Origin of the sequence: Streptomyces sp. NPDC014006 (assembly GCF_043088925.1) — a bacterium.
Taxonomy (GTDB): domain Bacteria; phylum Actinomycetota; class Actinomycetes; order Streptomycetales; family Streptomycetaceae; genus Streptomyces.
On the sequence record NZ_JBICAJ010000005.1, the window covers coordinates 534394 to 550350 of the forward strand.

General features: G+C 72.6%; 18 protein-coding genes. 6 read left to right on the forward strand and 12 right to left on the reverse strand.

The annotated features are described in order from the left end of the window. Positions 1-211 precede the first annotated feature (211 nt). The 4 genes from ung to fabG all read right to left on the reverse strand — a co-directional run bounded on the left by ung (position 212) and on the right by fabG (position 4313). Entirely contained in the window at positions 212-895 is a 684-nt protein-coding gene (gene ung / locus ACF1GV_RS20705) for a uracil-DNA glycosylase (RefSeq protein WP_391682828.1), read from the reverse strand. An 82-nt stretch (positions 896-977) separates the two neighbouring features. Then, positions 978-2561, reverse strand: a complete 1584-nt coding sequence (locus ACF1GV_RS20710; protein WP_391682831.1) for an ABC transporter substrate-binding protein — start codon at positions 2559-2561, stop codon at positions 978-980. A gap of 210 nt (positions 2562-2771) precedes the next feature. Next, the gene (locus ACF1GV_RS20715) at positions 2772-3539 is read right to left on the reverse strand and encodes an SDR family oxidoreductase (RefSeq protein ID WP_391682833.1); all 768 of its coding nucleotides are present in this window, start codon (positions 3537-3539) and stop codon (positions 2772-2774) included. A gap of 12 nt (positions 3540-3551) precedes the next feature. Beyond that, positions 3552-4313, reverse strand: a complete 762-nt coding sequence (gene fabG / locus ACF1GV_RS20720) for a 3-oxoacyl-ACP reductase FabG (protein WP_391682835.1) — start codon at positions 4311-4313, stop codon at positions 3552-3554. 285 nt (positions 4314-4598) lie between these two features. On the opposite strand from fabG, the gene ACF1GV_RS20725 reads away from it, so the two are divergent. Continuing rightward, a complete protein-coding gene (locus ACF1GV_RS20725; RefSeq protein ID WP_391682838.1) occupies positions 4599-5021 on the forward strand; it encodes an excalibur calcium-binding protein in 423 nt (140 codons plus the stop codon). 151 nt (positions 5022-5172) lie between these two features. Here ACF1GV_RS20725 and ACF1GV_RS20730 read toward each other — a convergent pair whose 3' ends face one another. Continuing rightward, positions 5173-5622, reverse strand: a complete 450-nt coding sequence (locus tag ACF1GV_RS20730) for a DUF3037 domain-containing protein (RefSeq protein WP_391682841.1) — start codon at positions 5620-5622, stop codon at positions 5173-5175. Next, a complete protein-coding gene (locus ACF1GV_RS20735; protein WP_391682843.1) occupies positions 5619-6383 on the reverse strand; it encodes a HipA family kinase in 765 nt (254 codons plus the stop codon). The genes ACF1GV_RS20730 and ACF1GV_RS20735 overlap by 4 nt, the downstream gene beginning before the upstream one ends. A 95-nt stretch (positions 6384-6478) precedes the next feature. Between ACF1GV_RS20735 and ACF1GV_RS20740 the strand changes: the two genes are divergently transcribed. Both ACF1GV_RS20740 and ACF1GV_RS20745 read left to right on the forward strand, forming a co-directional pair. Continuing rightward, a complete protein-coding gene (locus ACF1GV_RS20740) occupies positions 6479-6901 on the forward strand; it encodes a Rieske (2Fe-2S) protein (RefSeq protein WP_363265671.1) in 423 nt (140 codons plus the stop codon). Positions 6902-6989: 88 nt separating this feature from the next. Beyond that, on the forward strand, positions 6990-7457 hold the full coding sequence (locus tag ACF1GV_RS20745) for a pyridoxamine 5'-phosphate oxidase family protein (RefSeq protein ID WP_391682846.1): 468 nt from the start codon (positions 6990-6992) through the stop codon (positions 7455-7457). A 13-nt stretch (positions 7458-7470) separates the two neighbouring features. Here ACF1GV_RS20745 and ACF1GV_RS20750 read toward each other — a convergent pair whose 3' ends face one another. Continuing rightward, entirely contained in the window at positions 7471-8391 is a 921-nt protein-coding gene (locus tag ACF1GV_RS20750; RefSeq protein ID WP_391682849.1) for a LysR family transcriptional regulator, read from the reverse strand. A gap of 104 nt (positions 8392-8495) precedes the next feature. On the opposite strand from ACF1GV_RS20750, the gene ACF1GV_RS20755 reads away from it, so the two are divergent. Further along, complete coding sequence (locus tag ACF1GV_RS20755) at positions 8496-9431, forward strand: DMT family transporter (protein WP_391682851.1); 936 nt, start codon at positions 8496-8498, stop codon at positions 9429-9431. A 36-nt stretch (positions 9432-9467) separates the two neighbouring features. Here ACF1GV_RS20755 and ACF1GV_RS20760 read toward each other — a convergent pair whose 3' ends face one another. Then, on the reverse strand, positions 9468-10799 hold the full coding sequence (locus ACF1GV_RS20760) for an aminotransferase class I/II-fold pyridoxal phosphate-dependent enzyme (RefSeq protein ID WP_391682854.1): 1332 nt from the start codon (positions 10797-10799) through the stop codon (positions 9468-9470). A gap of 66 nt (positions 10800-10865) precedes the next feature. Between ACF1GV_RS20760 and ACF1GV_RS20765 the strand changes: the two genes are divergently transcribed. Both ACF1GV_RS20765 and ACF1GV_RS20770 read left to right on the forward strand, forming a co-directional pair. Beyond that, positions 10866-11543: a pyridoxamine 5'-phosphate oxidase family protein gene (locus tag ACF1GV_RS20765; protein ID WP_391682856.1), complete on the forward strand. Its 678-nt coding sequence runs from the start codon at positions 10866-10868 to the stop codon at positions 11541-11543. Further along, a complete protein-coding gene (locus ACF1GV_RS20770; RefSeq protein WP_391682859.1) occupies positions 11543-12175 on the forward strand; it encodes an FMN-binding negative transcriptional regulator in 633 nt (210 codons plus the stop codon). The genes ACF1GV_RS20765 and ACF1GV_RS20770 overlap by 1 nt, the downstream gene beginning before the upstream one ends. Positions 12176-12185: 10 nt before the next feature. Here ACF1GV_RS20770 and ACF1GV_RS20775 read toward each other — a convergent pair whose 3' ends face one another. From ACF1GV_RS20775 to ACF1GV_RS20790, 4 genes are all read right to left on the reverse strand, one after another. Then, the gene (locus ACF1GV_RS20775) at positions 12186-13118 is read right to left on the reverse strand and encodes a DMT family transporter (protein ID WP_391682862.1); all 933 of its coding nucleotides are present in this window, start codon (positions 13116-13118) and stop codon (positions 12186-12188) included. Positions 13119-13299: 181 nt separating this feature from the next. Beyond that, entirely contained in the window at positions 13300-14304 is a 1005-nt protein-coding gene (locus ACF1GV_RS20780; RefSeq protein ID WP_391682865.1) for a DMT family transporter, read from the reverse strand. A gap of 46 nt (positions 14305-14350) precedes the next feature. Beyond that, positions 14351-14962 (reverse strand): Clp protease N-terminal domain-containing protein, encoded by a 612-nt coding sequence (locus ACF1GV_RS20785; RefSeq protein ID WP_391682868.1) that lies wholly within the window; start codon positions 14960-14962, stop codon positions 14351-14353. 176 nt (positions 14963-15138) lie between these two features. Further along, positions 15139-15771, reverse strand: coding sequence for a PadR family transcriptional regulator (locus ACF1GV_RS20790; protein WP_391682870.1), 633 nt, complete (start codon positions 15769-15771; stop codon positions 15139-15141). Between the last annotated feature and the right edge of the window lie 186 nt (positions 15772-15957).

Genomic DNA, 15957 nt, shown 5'->3' on the forward strand with positions numbered 1-15957 from the left:
CCGACGCTAACGGCAGACACTGACAATCCCGCTCAGGCGGCACCGGGACGAGCACGCTCCGGCGGCACCTGGACGAGAGCACGCTCCGGCGGCCCCCGGACGATCACTGCCAGGCGGTACCGGAACGATCACACTCGCGCGGCACCCGGGCCCTCCAGCCCCCCGGGGCGCCGGGCCGGCCGGCCCTCCTGGAACCGGCCCGGCGGGTGACTCAGCCCAGGTTCGGCACGGTCCAGTCCAACGGCGCGTGGCCCTGGCTGGCCACCGCCTCATTGATCTGGGTGAACGGGCGGGAGCCGAAGAACTTCTTCGCCGACAGCGGGGAGGGGTGCGCGCCCTTGACCACCGCGTGCCGGCTCTCGTCGATCAGCGGGAGCTTCTTCTGCGCGTAGTTGCCCCACAGGACGAACACCGCCGGGTCGGGACGATCGGCCACCGCGCGGATCACCGCGTCGGTGAACTTCTCCCAGCCGCGTCCCTTGTGGGAGTTGGCCTCGCCGCCGCGCACCGTCAGCACCGCGTTGAGCAGCAGCACACCCTGCTGGGCCCACGGCATCAGATAGCCGTTGTCCGGGACGGGCGTGCCCAGTTCGGCGTTCATCTCCTTGTAGATGTTGCGCAGGGAGGGCGGGATCTTCACCCCCGGCCGCACCGAGAAGCACAGGCCGTGCCCCTGGCCCTCGCCGTGGTAGGGGTCCTGACCCAGGATCAGGACCTTCACCTGGTCGTACGGTGTGGCCTCCAGCGCGGCGAAGACCTGCTCGCGCGGCGGGTACACGGGACCGTTCGCCCGCTCCTCCTCGACGAACTCCATCAGCTCCTTGAAGTAGGGCTGCTGCAGTTCCTCACCCAGAACCCCGCGCCAGGACTCGGGCAGCATGGCGGTGTCGGTCACGTCAACGTCCTCAAGATTCGTGCGGTCGCTTCCTGACTTCAGAACCTACCGGCACCCACTGACAACACCGCCCGCGCGGTCCCTACCAGCTGGTCTTGCGGGACAGCTCCCACATCATCATGATCGTCGACGGGTCCAGCGCCCGCTCCGGGCCGGCGATGTCCTCGCTGGCGGCCAGGTACTGCTTGCCCTGCCACAGCGGCAGCAGCCGGGCGTCCTCGACCATGATCCGCTGGGCCTCCTCGAAGTCCTTGACCACGTTGGCCCGGTCGCTCTCGCGGCGGGAGCGGGGCAGCAGGATGCCGGTGATCTCGGGCTGCGGGTAAGGCGTACCGAGGGCGTTCTGGTCGCCGACGAACGGGGCGATGAAGTTCTCCGGGTCCGGGAAGTCCGGGAACCAGCCGCGCCCGAAGACCGGGTACTCGCCCTTCTGGTACCCCTCGACGTAGGTCTTCCAGGGCCGGCTCTTCAGCGTGATGGTGAACAGGCCGGACTCGTCGAGCTGCCGCTTGAGCTCCTGGAACTCCAGGGCGGTCTCGGAGCCGTAGCGGTCGGTGGTGTACCAGAGGGTGAGCGGGACGGGCGCGGAGATGTTCGCCTCGGAGAGGATCTTGCGGGCCTTGGCGGTGTCGGGCTCGCCGAAGTCGTCGAAGAAACCGGTGGTGTGACCGGTGAGGCCCTTGGGGACCATGGAGTAGAGCGGGTCGACCGTGTCCTTGTAGATCTTGTGCGCGATGGCCCCGCGGTCGACGACCTGGGCGACGGCCCGGCGCACGGCCGCCTTGCCGGCCCACTTGTCCTTGGGGTTGAACACCAGGTAGTTGATGTCCGCGCCGGTGCTCTCGACCAGCTGCAGGCCCGGCGCGCTCTCCTTGCGCTGCAGGGCGACGATGTCGTCGGCGGCGAGACCACGGTAGGTGACGTCGATCTGCTTGTCGCGCAGCGCCTTGACCATGACGGCGGAGTCCTGGAAGTAACGGATCGTCACCGCGTTGTTCTTGCGCTGGGCGTACCCCTGGTAGTTCTCGTTGCGCTCGAGCCGGGCCTCCTTGTCCTCCTCGTAGGAGGCGAGGGTGTAGGGGCCGGAACCGAAGACCTTGCCGTCCTCGCGCAGCTTGTCGGCCGGGTAGTCGTCCGGGTCGACGATCGACATCGCCGGGGTGGCCAGCACGAACGGGAAGGTGGCGTCGGACTTGTTGAGGTGGAAGACCACCTCGTCCGCGCCGGTGGCCTCGACGCTCTGCAGACTGCCGAGGAGTCCCGCGGGTCCGCCGGGGACGTTGATCCGGCGGATGCGCTCGATGGAGTAGGCGACCGCCTTGGCGTCCAGGGTGTCGCCGTCGGCGAACTTCATCCCGGACCGCAGCCGGCACCGGTAGGTGCGGTTGGAGCTGTCGGTGAACGAGCACTCCTCGGCGGCGTCCGGCTGGGGCGTGGTCGCGCCGTTCGGGTAGGCGAGCAGCGTCTGGTAGATGTTCCGGAACAGCTCCCACGAGCCGTCCCAGGACGCGGCCGGGTCGAGGGTGCTGGGGGCGCTCGTGGTGCCTACGACGATGGGTCCCGCGTCCTTGGAATCGTCCCCGGACAGCAGGCCGCAGCCGGACATCAGGGACGTTATGGAAGCGATCGCCGCCACTTGCCGCAGGCATCGGTTCCGGTTGAACACGCGCACGCTCCTCGATCTGCCATGCCAAGGGTCGGCAGACCATACCGCAGTGCGACGGGTGTTGAACCTGGTTCGTTCGCCATGTGAACACACTGTTGATGACAGCGTTGTCAAAGGCCCTAGAACACGCCCCTTTGGGTACACGGGCGCCGTTTCCGTCAAGAGTGCGGCGGTAACGGCGCCCGAATCGTCATACGGGCGTGCCGGGCGTCAGGCGACGCCGGCGTTCAGGAACAGGCCGCCGTCGACCACGAGGGTCTGGCCGGTGATCCAGTCGGACTGCGCGGAGGTGAGGAACTCGGCCGCCCCACCGATGTCGGAGGGCACGCCCAGCCGCTTGAGCGGGTAGGCGGCCGCGGCCTCCTCCTCGCGGCCCTCGTACAGGGCCTGGGCGAACTTGGTCTTCACCACGGCCGGGGCGATCGCGTTGACCCGTACCTTCGGCGCGAACTCGTGCGCGAGCTGGATGGTCAGGTTGACCATCGCGGCCTTGCTGATGCCGTACGCGCCGATGAACGGCGAGGGGGCGAGGCCCGCGACGGAGGCGATGTTGACGATCGCGCCGCCGTTGTCCTTCTGCCAGGCGTGCCAGGTGCGCTGGGCGAAGCCGAGCGCCGAGACCACGTTGGTCTCGAAGACCTTGCGGGCCACGTTCAGGTCGAGGTCGGCGATCGGGCCGAAGACCGGGTTGGTGCCGGCGTTGTTGATCAGGTGGTCGACGCGGCCGAAGGCCTCCATCGTGCGCTCGACGGCCTCGGCCTGGTGGGCCTCGTCGTGGGCCTTGCCGGCGACGCCGATGGCCCGGTCGGCGCCGAGCCGCTCGACGGCCTCCTTCAGGGCCTCCTCGTTGCGGCCGGTGATGCAGACCCGGTCACCGCGGGCGACGAGCGCCTCGGCGATGCCGTAGCCGATGCCGCGGCTGGCGCCGGTGACGAGGGCGACCTTGCCCGAGGGCTCGGGGAGTTCCACGGAAGTCATGTGCACTGCCCCTTAGTTGAGCGGTCCGCCAGCGACGTACAGAACCTGGCCGGAGACGAAGCCGGCCGCTTCGCCCGTGAAGAAGGCGACGGCGTTGGCGATGTCCTCGGGCTCACCGACGCGCGCCACCGGGATCTGGGTGGCGGCGGCTGCCTTGAAGTCCTCGAAGCCCATGCCGACGCGGTCGGCGGTGGCCTTGGTCATCTCGGTGGCGATGAATCCGGGGGCGACGGCGTTGGCGGTGATGCCGAACTTGCCGAGCTCCTTGGCGAGGGTCTTGGTGAAGCCCTGCAGGCCGGCCTTGGCGGCGGAGTAGTTGACCTGGCCGCGGTTGCCGAGGGCGGAGGACGACGACAGGTTCACGATCCGGCCGAAGCCGGCGTCGACCATGTGCTTCTGCACCGCGCGGGACATCAGGAAGGAACCGCGCAGGTGCACGTTCATGACGGTGTCCCAGTCGGCGACGCTCATCTTGAACAGCAGGTTGTCGCGCAGCACGCCCGCGTTGTTGACCAGGATCGTCGGCGCGCCGAGCTCCTCGACGACGCGCGCGATCGCCGCCTCGACCTGCGCCTCGTCCGAGACGTCCGCGCCGACGGCGATGGCCTTGCCGCCCGCCGCGGTGATCTTCTCGACGGTGTCCTTGCAGGCGGCCTCGTCGAGGTCGATCACCGCGACGGCACGGCCTTCCGCGGCCAGTCGTACGGCGGTGGCGGCGCCGATGCCGCGCGCGGCACCGGTGACTACGGCGACCCGCTGCTCAGTGGTGGACATTGCTGTTCTCCTCGCCCTCGAGAAAACCTGAACGCCTGCAGGCTCAGTGTTGCTCCTACGGTACGCCCGTCAGGTGAGCGACCGCTTAGTACCTTGTCAGGGCCTGACGCTAGAAGTGTTGGCACCCGGTGTCAACGGCACACCGGCGGTGTGTGATCCATTACCTGATCCGCTGCCTGTGCCGGCGTGCCGGAACACCCGATCGGCCGACGGCCGCGCGCCGTCGGCGCGCGGCGCCCCTAGCGTCGAAGCGCGAGCCAACCGTGCCCGGAAAGGAGGCGCTTCATGCGCCGCAGCACCGGAGCCGTCGGTACCCTGATCGCGATAGCCGCGCTCGTACCGCTGGCCGACCCCGCTCATGCGCAGGACCTGGACTGCCGCGACTTCAGCTTCCAGGAGGATGCCCAGGCCGTCTTAGACGCCGACCGCAGCGATCCGAACCGGCTCGACGAGGACCAGGGCCCGGACGACGGCATCGCCTGCGAGGCGCTGCCGCGGCGGTCCGGTGGCTTCACGTCCTCCACCTCGCGGCCGGTCACACCCGTGCCGGTCACACCTGCTCCCCTCGTCCCGACGCGGGGCGTGCAGGGCGGCGTGGGCGGTGGCTCCACCGCCGGGCCCACGGACTGGGACATCGCGATCGGCCTGGCCTTCGTCACCGGCGCGGTCCTGGCCACCGGCTACGTGGTGAAGCGGCGCCGCGGCTGAGGCGGCGCGCAGGACCCGGTGGCGTGGGCGGGCGCGCGGTCGTCCGAGCCGGTACGGCCAGGGCGGCGCTCAGGTCACCGGCGGTAGCGCGCGACTGCCTCGTACCAGGCGGGCCGAGCCCGGCCCGCCGGCCCGGGGACACCCCGCCGGGTCAGCGCACCAGCAGGTCCAGCAGTCGGTCCGTCTCCGCCGCCGGGTCCATGGTGAGGCCGGTGTGCACCGGGCCCGGCTGGACCACCGTGGAGCGCGGCGCGATCAGCCAGCGGAAGCGGCGCCCGGCGTCGTCACCGGCGGCCTGGCCCGCGCCGGTTCCGCCGACGCAGACCTCCTCCACGGCCCGCAGCGCCGCCCGCACGCCGGTCACGTCCGCCTCGGGGTCCAGGGCGAGCAGCCGAGCCTCGTCGAGGTGGGTGCGGGCACCGACATAGCCCCGGGCGCGGCAGTAGACCAGGACGCCGGCGTTGATGCACTCCCCGCGCTCGACCCGCGGCACGACCCGCAGCAGGGCGTACTCGTAGACGTCCCGCCCGCCGCCCTGCCCGGCCCGGGTGATGTGGCGCTCGGCGAGCCCGCCGGCCACCTGGATGTGCTGCTCGCTCACTTGTCCCCCTCGATCCCTGTGATGCGCTCGTGGATGACGGCGGCCCGGTCCAGCAGCGGGCGGACGTAGGCCCGGCGCAGGTCGTCGGGGTGGTCGAAGCCGGGTTCGCCGGTCAGCCAGGCGTCGGGCACCTCGGCGGTGACCTCGGTGAGCAGGTCCTCGGTGATGAGCGGTGCCAGCTCGGCGGCGGCGCCCGCGAGGTCGGGGGCGAAGCTGCGCAGGGCGTGGTCGCCGGCGTCGTAGGAGCGCGCGACGGAGATCTCGGCGCCGGGCCAGTTGTGGTGCCAGATCATGGTGGCGCCGTGGTCGATGAGCCACAGTTCGCCCCGCCGCACGAGCAGGTTGGGGTTGCGCCAGGACCGGTCGACGTTGTTGATCAGCGCGTCGAACCAGACGATCCGCCCCGCCTCCTCGGGCGTGACCGCGAAGGCGAGGGGGTCGAAGCCGAGCGCGCCGGAGAGGAAGTCCATGCCGAGGTTGGTGCCGCCGCTGGAGCGCAGCAACCCCTGGACCTCGGCGTCCGGTTCGCCGAGGCCCAGCACCGGATCGAGGTGGAGGGCGACCAGGCGCGGCACGCGGAAGCCCAGCCGGCGGGCGAGTTCCCCGCACACGACCTCGGCGACGAGCGTCTTGCGCCCTTGCCCGGCCCCGGTGAACTTCAGGACGTACGTCCCGAAGTCGTCGGCCTCGACGAGTCCCGGCAGCGAGCCGCCCTCCCGCAGAGGCGTGATGTAGCGGGTCGCGGTGACTTCCTTGAGCATCGCCCCAGGTTACTTGGGGCCCCGCGGTGAACCGCCGGTCCCCCGGCGCCGTACTGGGTGGCAGATCTTCAGGCTTTCGGTGAAGGGATGTCGGCATGACCAGCGAATCGCTCCAGGCCCCCTCGGGCCCCACCCGCCGTACCGTCGTCGCCGCGGTGGGCGTGACCGGGGCCTCGGTCGCGCTGAGCGCGTGCGGCTCGGGCGACGGCGGCACCAAGGCCGCCGCGTCGGGGACCGTGCTGGCGAAGACCTCGGACATTCCCGAGGGCGGCGGGAAGATCCTTCCCGAGCACCAGGTGGTGGTGACCCAGCCGACGGCGGGGTCGTTCAAGGCGTTCTCGTCGAAGTGCACGCACCAGGGCTGCGCGGTGAGCGGTGTGCGGGACGGCGTCATCAGCTGCCCCTGCCACCACAGCGAGTTCTCCATCGCCGACGGCAGTGTGAAGAAGTCCCCGGCGACCCGGCCGCTGCCTGAGGTGCGGATCGCCGTCAGCGGCACCGACATCACCCTCGCGTGACGCTCGGCCTCGGTGGAGGGAGCCGTTGCGCGGGGCGGGAGGACGACCCATGATTCCGGACGTCACGTCGGACAGCGGAGGGGGCCGGATGACCGCCGCACAGCGCCGGGGCCGGAAGATCATGATGACGCCCGGCGAGCTGGACGCGTTCCTCGCCGGGCAGCGCACCTGCCGGGTCGCCACGGTCTCGGCCGGTGGCGCCCCGCATGTGAGCGCCCTGTGGTTCCTGTGGGACGGCACGGCACTGTGGCTGTACTCGGTGGTGCGCAGCAGGCGCTGGGCCGACCTGCGCCGCGATCCGCGCGTGGCGGTCGCGGTCGACACCGGAGAGGAGTACGGCGAGCTGCGCGGCGTCGAGCTGTCCGGCGCCGTGGAGACGGTGGGCGAGGTGCCGCGCACCGGGGAACTGTGCGCCGAACTCGACGCCGTGGAGACACGGTTCGCACGCAAGTACTTCGACCTGGACACGCTGCCGCACGACGGCCGCCACGCCTGGCTCAGGCTCCTCCCGGAGAAGGTCGTCTCCTGGGATTTCCGCAAGCTCGGCCCGCAGTAGCCGCCCCCGCCTCTCAGCCGCCCGTCGCCGCGCCCTCCATGTGCTCGGCCGCCGCACGCAGGGCCGCGACGGCCGCGCGGATCGAGGGGCGGCGGTCGGCGTCCGCGCGCCAGACGACGTACACATGGCGGCGGACGCGTTGCTTGAGCGGCACCGTCACGACGCCCTCGGGCACGGGGTGCCGTCCGAGCAGCGGCGCGATGCACACGCCGAGGCCGGCGGCTACCAGGCCGAGCTGGGTGTGCGTCTCGCCGGCGCGGTGGCCGACGATCGGCTCGACGCCGCGCGAGCGCAGCGTGTACATCAGCCACTCGTGGCAGAACTCGCCCTCGGCCCAGGTGATCCACTCGTCCTCGGCGAACTCCGCGAGGTCGACCTCGGCGCGGTCGGCCAGCGGATGCCCGGCGGGCATGGCCACGTCGGCGGGGTCGTCCAGGATGGACGCCTTGACCAGCCCGTCGGGCAGCGGCATCGGCTTGTTGTACCAGTCGAGGACGACGGCGAGATCGAGGTCGCCGCGCACCACGGCCCGGATGCCGGCCTCGGGTTCCAGCTCGCAGGAGCGGATCCGCAGCGCGGGATGCTCGGCGCGCAGCGCGGCGAGGGCGGCGGGGAACAGACCACGCGCGGCCGTCGGGAACGCCGACAGCCGCAGCTCGCCGGCGACCTGGCCGCGCTGCGCCTCCAGGTCGGACTGGGCGAGCTGCACCTGGGAGAGGATGCGCGCGGCGTGCTCCGCGAGCAGCCGTCCGGCGTCGGTGAGCCGGACGCCGCGCCCGTGCTTGGCGAGCAGTTTCTGGCCGACCTCGCGCTCCAGCTTGGCCAGCTGCTGGGACACGGCCGAGGTGGTGATGTGCAGGCCCTCGGCGGCGCCGCTGACCGAGCCGTGCCGGGCGACGGCGTCGAGGGTGCGCAGGCGCTCGAGGTTCAGCAAGACGGGGCTCCTTCGGCGACGGACAACGGCTTAGCAATGCTACGAGGTACCGGGTGACAATTCTCGATTGTGCTACGAGATTGCCGTGCCGCATGGTTACCTGCATGAGCACCGCCTCCGTCACCCGCCCCCGGTCGCGCACCGGCACCCCCGAGCCCCGCTCCCCCCGCCTCGGCTGGCGGCTGCGCTTCGCCGCGCTGTCGCTGATCTGGGGCTTCAGCTTTCTGCTCATCAAGGTCGGCACGCAGGGCTACGCCCCCTTCCAGGTCACCCTGGGCCGGCTGGTGTTCGGTACGGCGGTGCTGGCCGTTGCGATGGCGGTGAGGCGGGAGCGCCTCCCGCGCGGGCCGCGCACCTGGGCGCATCTGACGGTCGCCGCGTTCCTGCTGAACGCGCTGCCCTTCTCCCTCTTCGCCTACGCGGAGCTGACGATCCCGTCCACACTGGCCGGCATCTGCAACGCCACGTCACCGCTGTGGGGCATGGCGCTGTCGCTGGTCGCGCTGTCCGAGGACCGCCCGACGCGGCTGCGGGTGGCGGGTCTCGGCATCGGCTTCCTCGGCGTGCTGACCGTCCTCGGCGCCTGGCAGGGCTTCAGCGGCCTGGACGCCAAGGGGACGGCGCTGGCCCTGCTGGCGTCCTTCAGCTACCCGGTCGGCTGGATCTACGTCCGCCGCACCCTGGCCGGCAGCAGTCACTCCAACCTCTCCCTGACCGGCGCCCAGTTGCTGCTGGCCACGGTGCAACTGGCCGTCGTCACCCCGCTGTTCACCACCCTGCCGACCCACGTCGTCGCGCTCCCCCTGCTCGCGGTCGCGGCCCTGGGAGCCCTCGGTACGGGCTTGGCGGTCCTGATCCAGTACGGCCTGGTCGCCGAGGTCGGCCCGACGACCGCCCAGATGGTCACGTACTTCATCCCGGTCATCGCCACGGCGGCGGGCGTCGCCCTGCTGGACGAGTCCCTGCGCTGGTCCACCCCGGTGGGTGCCGCGATCGTGCTGGCGGGAGCGGCGCTGACGCAGGCACGCTCCAAGCGTTGAAGCGGAATCACAGCGCCCTGACAGTTCCCGTCCGCCCTACACCGGCCGCCCCACTCCGCCCGCCCCCAGAGCCGTGGCGATCGCCGTCGCCAGTGCGGCGGCCTCCCCTTCGGGCAGCGTGGAGACCGTGACGCGGATGCCCGGCGCCGCGCCCATCCGGAACCGCGCGCCGGGTGCGACGGCCCAGCCGTCCTGAAGGAGCCGGGCGACGGCGCCGGTCTCGTCGGGGACGGGGATCCACACGTTCAGCCCGCTGCGCCCGTGCGCGCGCACGCCCCGCTCGGCGAGCGCGCCGATCAGCGCGTCCCGGCGGCGGCCGTACGCGCCCGCCACGGCCGGCACGTCCACCGCGCCCTCGGCCCACAGCCGGGCCACCGCCCGTTGCGTGATCCGGCTGACCCAGCCGGGTCCCAGCCGCTGCCGCCCGCGCACCCGGTCGAGGGTGATGTCGTCGCCGGTGAGCACGGCGAGTCGCAGGTCGGGGCCGTAGGCCTTGGCGGCCGAGCGGACGAAGGCCCAGTGCCGGGTGATCCCGGCGAGCGGATGCAGGGGCAGGTCGACGATCGCGTGCCCGTGGTCGTCCTCGATGAGCAGCGTCTGCGGATGTTCGCGCAGCACCGCCCGCAGGGCACGCGCGCGTGCGGCGCTCACCGCGGCGCCCGTGGGGTTCTGCGCGCGGTCGGTGACGATCACCGCGCGGGCGCCGGCCGCCAGGGCACCGCGCACGTCGTCGGGCAGCGGCCCCTCGTCGTCGACGCGGACCGGCGCGGTGCGCAGTCCCAGCGCGGGGACGAGGTCGAGGAGGCTGCCCCACCCGGGGTCCTCGACGGCGACGGTGTCCCCCGGCTTGAGATGGGCCGCGAGGACCCGCTCGACGGCGTCCAGCGAGCCGGAGCAGACGGCCAGCGGCCCGTCCGGGACCCCGTCGGCGCGCAGCGCGTCCCGCGCCGGCGACTCCAGCTCCGGCTCGACGGGCGCGGCGCCGTAGAGCACCGGCTCCCGGTCGCCCTGGGCGGCGGCCGCGGCGAAGGCGGGGCCGAGCGGAGGCAGCAGCGCCGGATCCGGGTTGCCGTTGGTCAGGTCCCGCACCCCCTCGGGGATGTCCACGCCGATGTACTCGCGCCCCGTCGTGGCCGGCCGGGGCCGCACCCGGCTGCCGCGCCGACCGGCGGTCTCGATGACTCCGCGCTCACGCAGGGTGCGGTAGGCGGCCGCGACCGTGTTCGGGTTCACGCCGAGCCGCACCGCCAACTCCCGCATAGGAGGCAGGAGTTCGCCCGGCGTCAGCGCCCCGGCGGCCACCGCGCGTTCGACATCGGCGGCGATCTCTGCTGCACGCCGCCCTCTGATCGGATATTCTCCTAGCACAAACCTAATTATGCACTAGTGCAATACGAATCGCCAGTACGACGACGCCACCTCAGGGAGAGCGCCATGCAGGGGACCCCCACCACACCGGCCACCGCCTACACCCCGACCGACCGCACCGTCCCCACCCGCTCCGCCGAACGCGCCCGCTACGACGCGGAACTGGTGCACGCGATACTCGACGAGGGCTACGTCTGCCACCTCGGCTTCGTCCGCGACGGCGCGCCCGTGGTCCTGCCGACGCTCTACGGCCGGGTCGGCGACCGGCTCTATGTGCACGGCTCGACCGGCTCGCGCCCGCTGCGGATGGCCGGCCAGGCCGACCCGGGGCTCGCGGTGTGCCTGACCGTCACCCACGTCGACGGGCTGGTGCTGGCCCGCTCCGCCTTCCACCACTCGATCAACTACCGCTCCGTCGTGGTGCACGGCGTCGCCCACGACGTCACCGACCCGGAGGAGAAGCGGCTCGCCCTCGACGCGCTGGTCGACCATGTCGTGCCGGGCCGCGCCGCCGACTCCCGGCCGGCCAACAAGAAGGAACTGGCCGCCACCGCCGTGATCCGCCTCGACCTGAACGAGGTCTCCGCCAAGCTGCGCACCGGCGGCGTCAGCGACGAGCCGGAGGACCTGTCCCTCCCGCACTGGGCCGGCGTGGTCCCGGTGCGCAAGGTCTACGACACCCCGGTCGCCGACCCGCAGCTCGCCCCCGGTACCGGACTGCCGGACTACCTGGCGGTGCTGTGATGCTGATCCACCCCTGGGACGCACCGCACGACGACGCGGAGTGGCAGACCTGGCTCGCCGCCCACGACTTCGGCCAGCTCGCCGTCAACGGCCCGCCCGGCGAACCCCCGTTCGTACAGCCGCTGCACTTCGCGTACGACGCCGACCGCGGCGAGGCGATCACGCACCTGGCCCGCCCCAACCCGCTGTGGGCGGCCCTGGAGGCCGACCCGGAAGTGGTGCTGAGCGACGTGGACGACTACGTGTTCGTCCCCGGCCCCTGGCAGGCGCCGGCCGACACCCCGCCCGAGCACTCCACGCCGACCAGCTTCTACGCGGCCGTCCAGCTGCGCTGCCGCGCCCACGTCGTGGACGACCCGGCCGCGAAGGCGGAGCTGCTCAACCGGCAGGTCGGCCACTTCCAGCCGGAGGGCGGCTCGGCGCGGGCGGCGGTCGGCGAGGCGCCGTACGGGCGGCTGCTGTCCGGGATCCGCGGCATCCGGCTGGAGGTGACGGGCGTACGCGCGAAGTTCAAGTACGCCGGTCACCGCCCGGCCGCGACGCAGGAGCGGATCGCAGCCGGGCTCGCCGACCGCGGCGGTCCGCGGGACGCGGCGGCGCGGGAGCACCTGCTGCGCAGGCGGAGCGCCTGAGCAGCCCGCCCTACGCCGGCGCCGGCGTCCGTGCCTCCGTCAGCGCCAGCCCGGTGACCGAGGCCAGCATCAGGACCGTACCAGCGCACGTCGCCGCCGTGAGCCGTTCGCCGAGGAGGGCCACGGCGAGCACCGCCGCGCTCACCGGCTCCAGCAGCATGATCACGGACACCGTCGCCGACCGGACCACCGCGGCGCCCGCGAAGTACAGGGCGTACGCCAGTGCGGTCGGCACAGCGGCGATGTACGCCAGCAGCCACACCGTCCGCACGGGGTCGGCGGAGTGCGGGATCAGGCCGTCCGCCGCAGCGAACGGCAGCAGGCACAGGCTGGTCACCGTGAACGCCCCGACGGACGTACTGGCCGCGTCGGCACCCCCGTCACGCCCCCACCGGCGGGTCAGCACCGTCATCACGCTGTAGCCCGCGGCGGACAGCAGCGCCAGGCCGACACCGTACGGCCGTACCGTCGCCGCTCCCCCGCCGAGGACCAGGACGCCGAGCCCGGCGAGCGCGCCCGCCACCGCGGCCAGTCCGCCACCCCCGAGCCGCTCGCCCAGGGTCAGCCGGGCGCCGAGCGCGATGAGGACGGGGCCGGCGCCGAGCGTGACGACGGTCGCCACGGCGAGGCCGGTGGCGGAGACGGCGGCGAAGTACGCCGTCTGGAACACCGCGAGCCCGACGCCCGTGGCCCCGGCCCGCAGCAGCCGACGGCGCAGCGGTCCGGGGGTCGCTTCGGCCGCCGGGCGGGGGCCGAAGCGGCGGGCGGCGAGCAGCAGGACGAGTCCGGCGGCGCAGCGCCAGAAGGACAGGGTGACGGCGCTCATGTCGCTGGTCCGGTAGACCAGCGAGGCGGCCGCGCCGGCGGTGCCCCAGGCGGCACCGGCGACGATCAGGCAGAGCAGGCCTCGCCCGACGGGCAGGCCGGAAGCAGGAGTGGACACGTGTTCTCTCCGCAGAAGGCAGAAGGTCGTGGAAGGACCCCGTCCGTGCGGGGTCCGCTGACGTCTTCTGCGGGCAGCACCGTTCGGCCCGGCGACGCGCGCCGGGCGTACTTCACCGGATGGCCCGCCTCAGGCGGCCGGGGGCGGAAGAACGAGTGCGTCCGAAGGCATGACCGGCACCCTATGCAGCCGTTCCGCGGGCCGACAACTCCCTTTCCGCGCCGTCGGCCGCCACCGGCTCCCCCGGGCCCTTCGCGGGCGTCGAGGACTGGGCGATGAACGCGCCGACCAGGACCACCGCGCCGCCGACGATCTGCGGGGCGGACAGGTGCTCGCCGAGCAGCACCCAGGCCAGTACGGTCGCGATGACCGCCTCCAGGCAGGCCACCACTCCGGCCACCTGCGGGGAGAGCCGGCGCACGGAGAGGACGCCGGTGACGTAGGCGACGACCGTGGCGAGCAGGACGATCCACGCGAGCAGCAGCCAGGCCGCGACAGGTGTGCCGTCCATCCGGGCGGTGTGCGCGAGCACGGACCAGTCCATGCCCCACGGGCGGGCCACGACGGTGAGCATGGCGGCGCCGACGAGCAGGCCGTAGGCGATGACGCCGAGCGGGTCGGGGGTGTCGGCGCCGGAGTCGCTGCCCTGGTCGGACAGGACGAAGTAGCCGACCTGGCAGCAGGCGGCGCCGAGCGCGAGCAGCAGGCCGAGGGCGTCGAAACTCAGCCCCGACCACACCTCGACGACGCAGGCGAGACCGCCGACGGCCAGGACCACGCCGAGCGCCGCCGCCCGCGTCACCGGCCGCCGCTGGACGAACCGCACCCAGCCCAGCACCAGAGCCGGGGCGAGGTACTCGATGAGCAGCGCCACGCCGACCGGGATCCGGGACAGCGCGGCGAAGTAGAACGCCTGGACGCCGGCGACGGCGAGCAGTCCGAAACCGGCGAGCAGCACCGGGCGGCGGCGCAGCAGCGCACGGTGCCGGACGGCGAGCGGCAGCATCACCAGGGCCGCGCCGGTCACCCGCAGCCACACCACGTGCAGCGGGTCGAGACCCGCCTCGATCAGCGGTTTGGCCGCGACTCCGGACCCGCCGAAGGCGAGGGCCGACACGAGCGCGAGTGACAGCCCGGCACCCTTGCCGCGGCCGCCCTGAATGCTTCCGGACGTATGCACCGGCACATGATGACAGGGCGCGACAGGAGCGTCACCCCCTATGGCACCTGTCTCACCGGCTGGACGATCCGACGTCGTTGGACGACTCCCGGGCGGGGTCCGAAACAAGGCGCGGCTCAGAGGAAAGCGGCGGCTCAGGGGCAAGCAGCGACTCGGAGGCAAGCGGCGGCTCAGAGGAAAGACGCGCGGACAGCTCCCGCGCGTCGATCCCCGCGTGGTCGAGCACCTGGACGGCGCGCGCCTCGGGGTCCGCGACGAGAGCGGCGAGCAGGTCGACGCCCCGGGCCGGGCGCCCCTGCCGCGCGGCGCGCTCCTCGGTCCGCCTCACGGCGAGTGCCGCCAGTGGGGAGTAGCCCTCGGCCGGGCCCGCCGCGGGCAGCGCACCGGAGTCCTCCACGGCGGTCTGCCAGCGCAGGCCGTAGCCGATGCTGCGCTGGACGAGATAGCCGAGCAACCGGGCGACCTGTGCCGCCTCGAACTCGGCGCGCACGTCGGGGTCGGACTCGAGCAGGGAGTGCAGGAGGTGAGCGGTGTCGACGTGCCGGTCCCCGTCCCGTAGCGCCCGGCGCCGGGCACCGGCGACCACCGCGGCCTGCTCGGCGCCCAGCGGGACATCGTTGTCGGCGCGTCGGACGCCCTGGTCACGGATGGCTTGCTGCGGCATACGGGGGTGCACTCCCCCACCCCATCAGTCCCGAGGGGCGCCCGCATCCACGGCGCGAAGCATTTCCGCGTCCCACGAGGAGTGGACCGACGCGGCCGGCATCTCCTCCTTACGGATGAGATCACGCGAAGGCGCCCCGCGCAGGACCGCGCGGGGCGCCTTCACCGCCGTATCGCTCAGTCCTCGTCGGCGAGGATGAGATACAGCTTCTTGCGGGCGTCGTTGAGGACGGCCAGCGCCTTGTCGCGCTGCTCCTTCGTGCCGGTCTTCCAGACCTGGCCGAAGGCCTCCATCAGGCCGACACCCGCCTGGCGGATCTCGCCGAGCGCCTCGAAGTCGATCCCCCGGGATGCCTCCTCCCAAGGGGCGTCCGGGCCCTCTTCGGCCGCCGTACGGCCCTCCTCGGTGAGCGAGAAGAGCTTCTTGCCGCCCTCGGACTCGCTGCTGATCAGCCCCTCGTCCTCCAGCAACTGGAGGGTGGGGTACACCGAGCCGGGGCTCGGCTTCCAGGCGCCGCCGCTGCGTGCGGCGATCTCCTGGATCATCTCGTAGCCGTGCATCGGCCGGTCCTTCAGCAGGGCCAGGATCGAGGCCCGTACGTCACCGCGCCGCGCCCGTCCGCGCGGTCCGCCGCGCCCTCGCCCGCCCCAGGGGCCGTGCCCGCCGAAGCCGGGACCACCGGGACCGAAGCCGGGCCCACCCGGCCCGAAGGGACCGAAGGCCGCACGCCGCCCCTCGTCACCGAAGCCGCCGAAGCCGCGCCCGGGGCCGCCGTGCCGATGTCCGTGCTCGAAACCGTGGGTACGCATCGCGATCACTCTCCATTCCGTCGTTATACAATCGTCGATCTTTCACGATGCTTCAACGATATATCGGAACCGCTCGCAAGACAAGACCCTGGGCACGCCTACGCCCCGGCCCCTGCACGGACTCCTCACCCCGACCGGTCCAGCACCGCCGAATTGGCCTTGGTCTGCGGCTTCCTGGCGCCACTA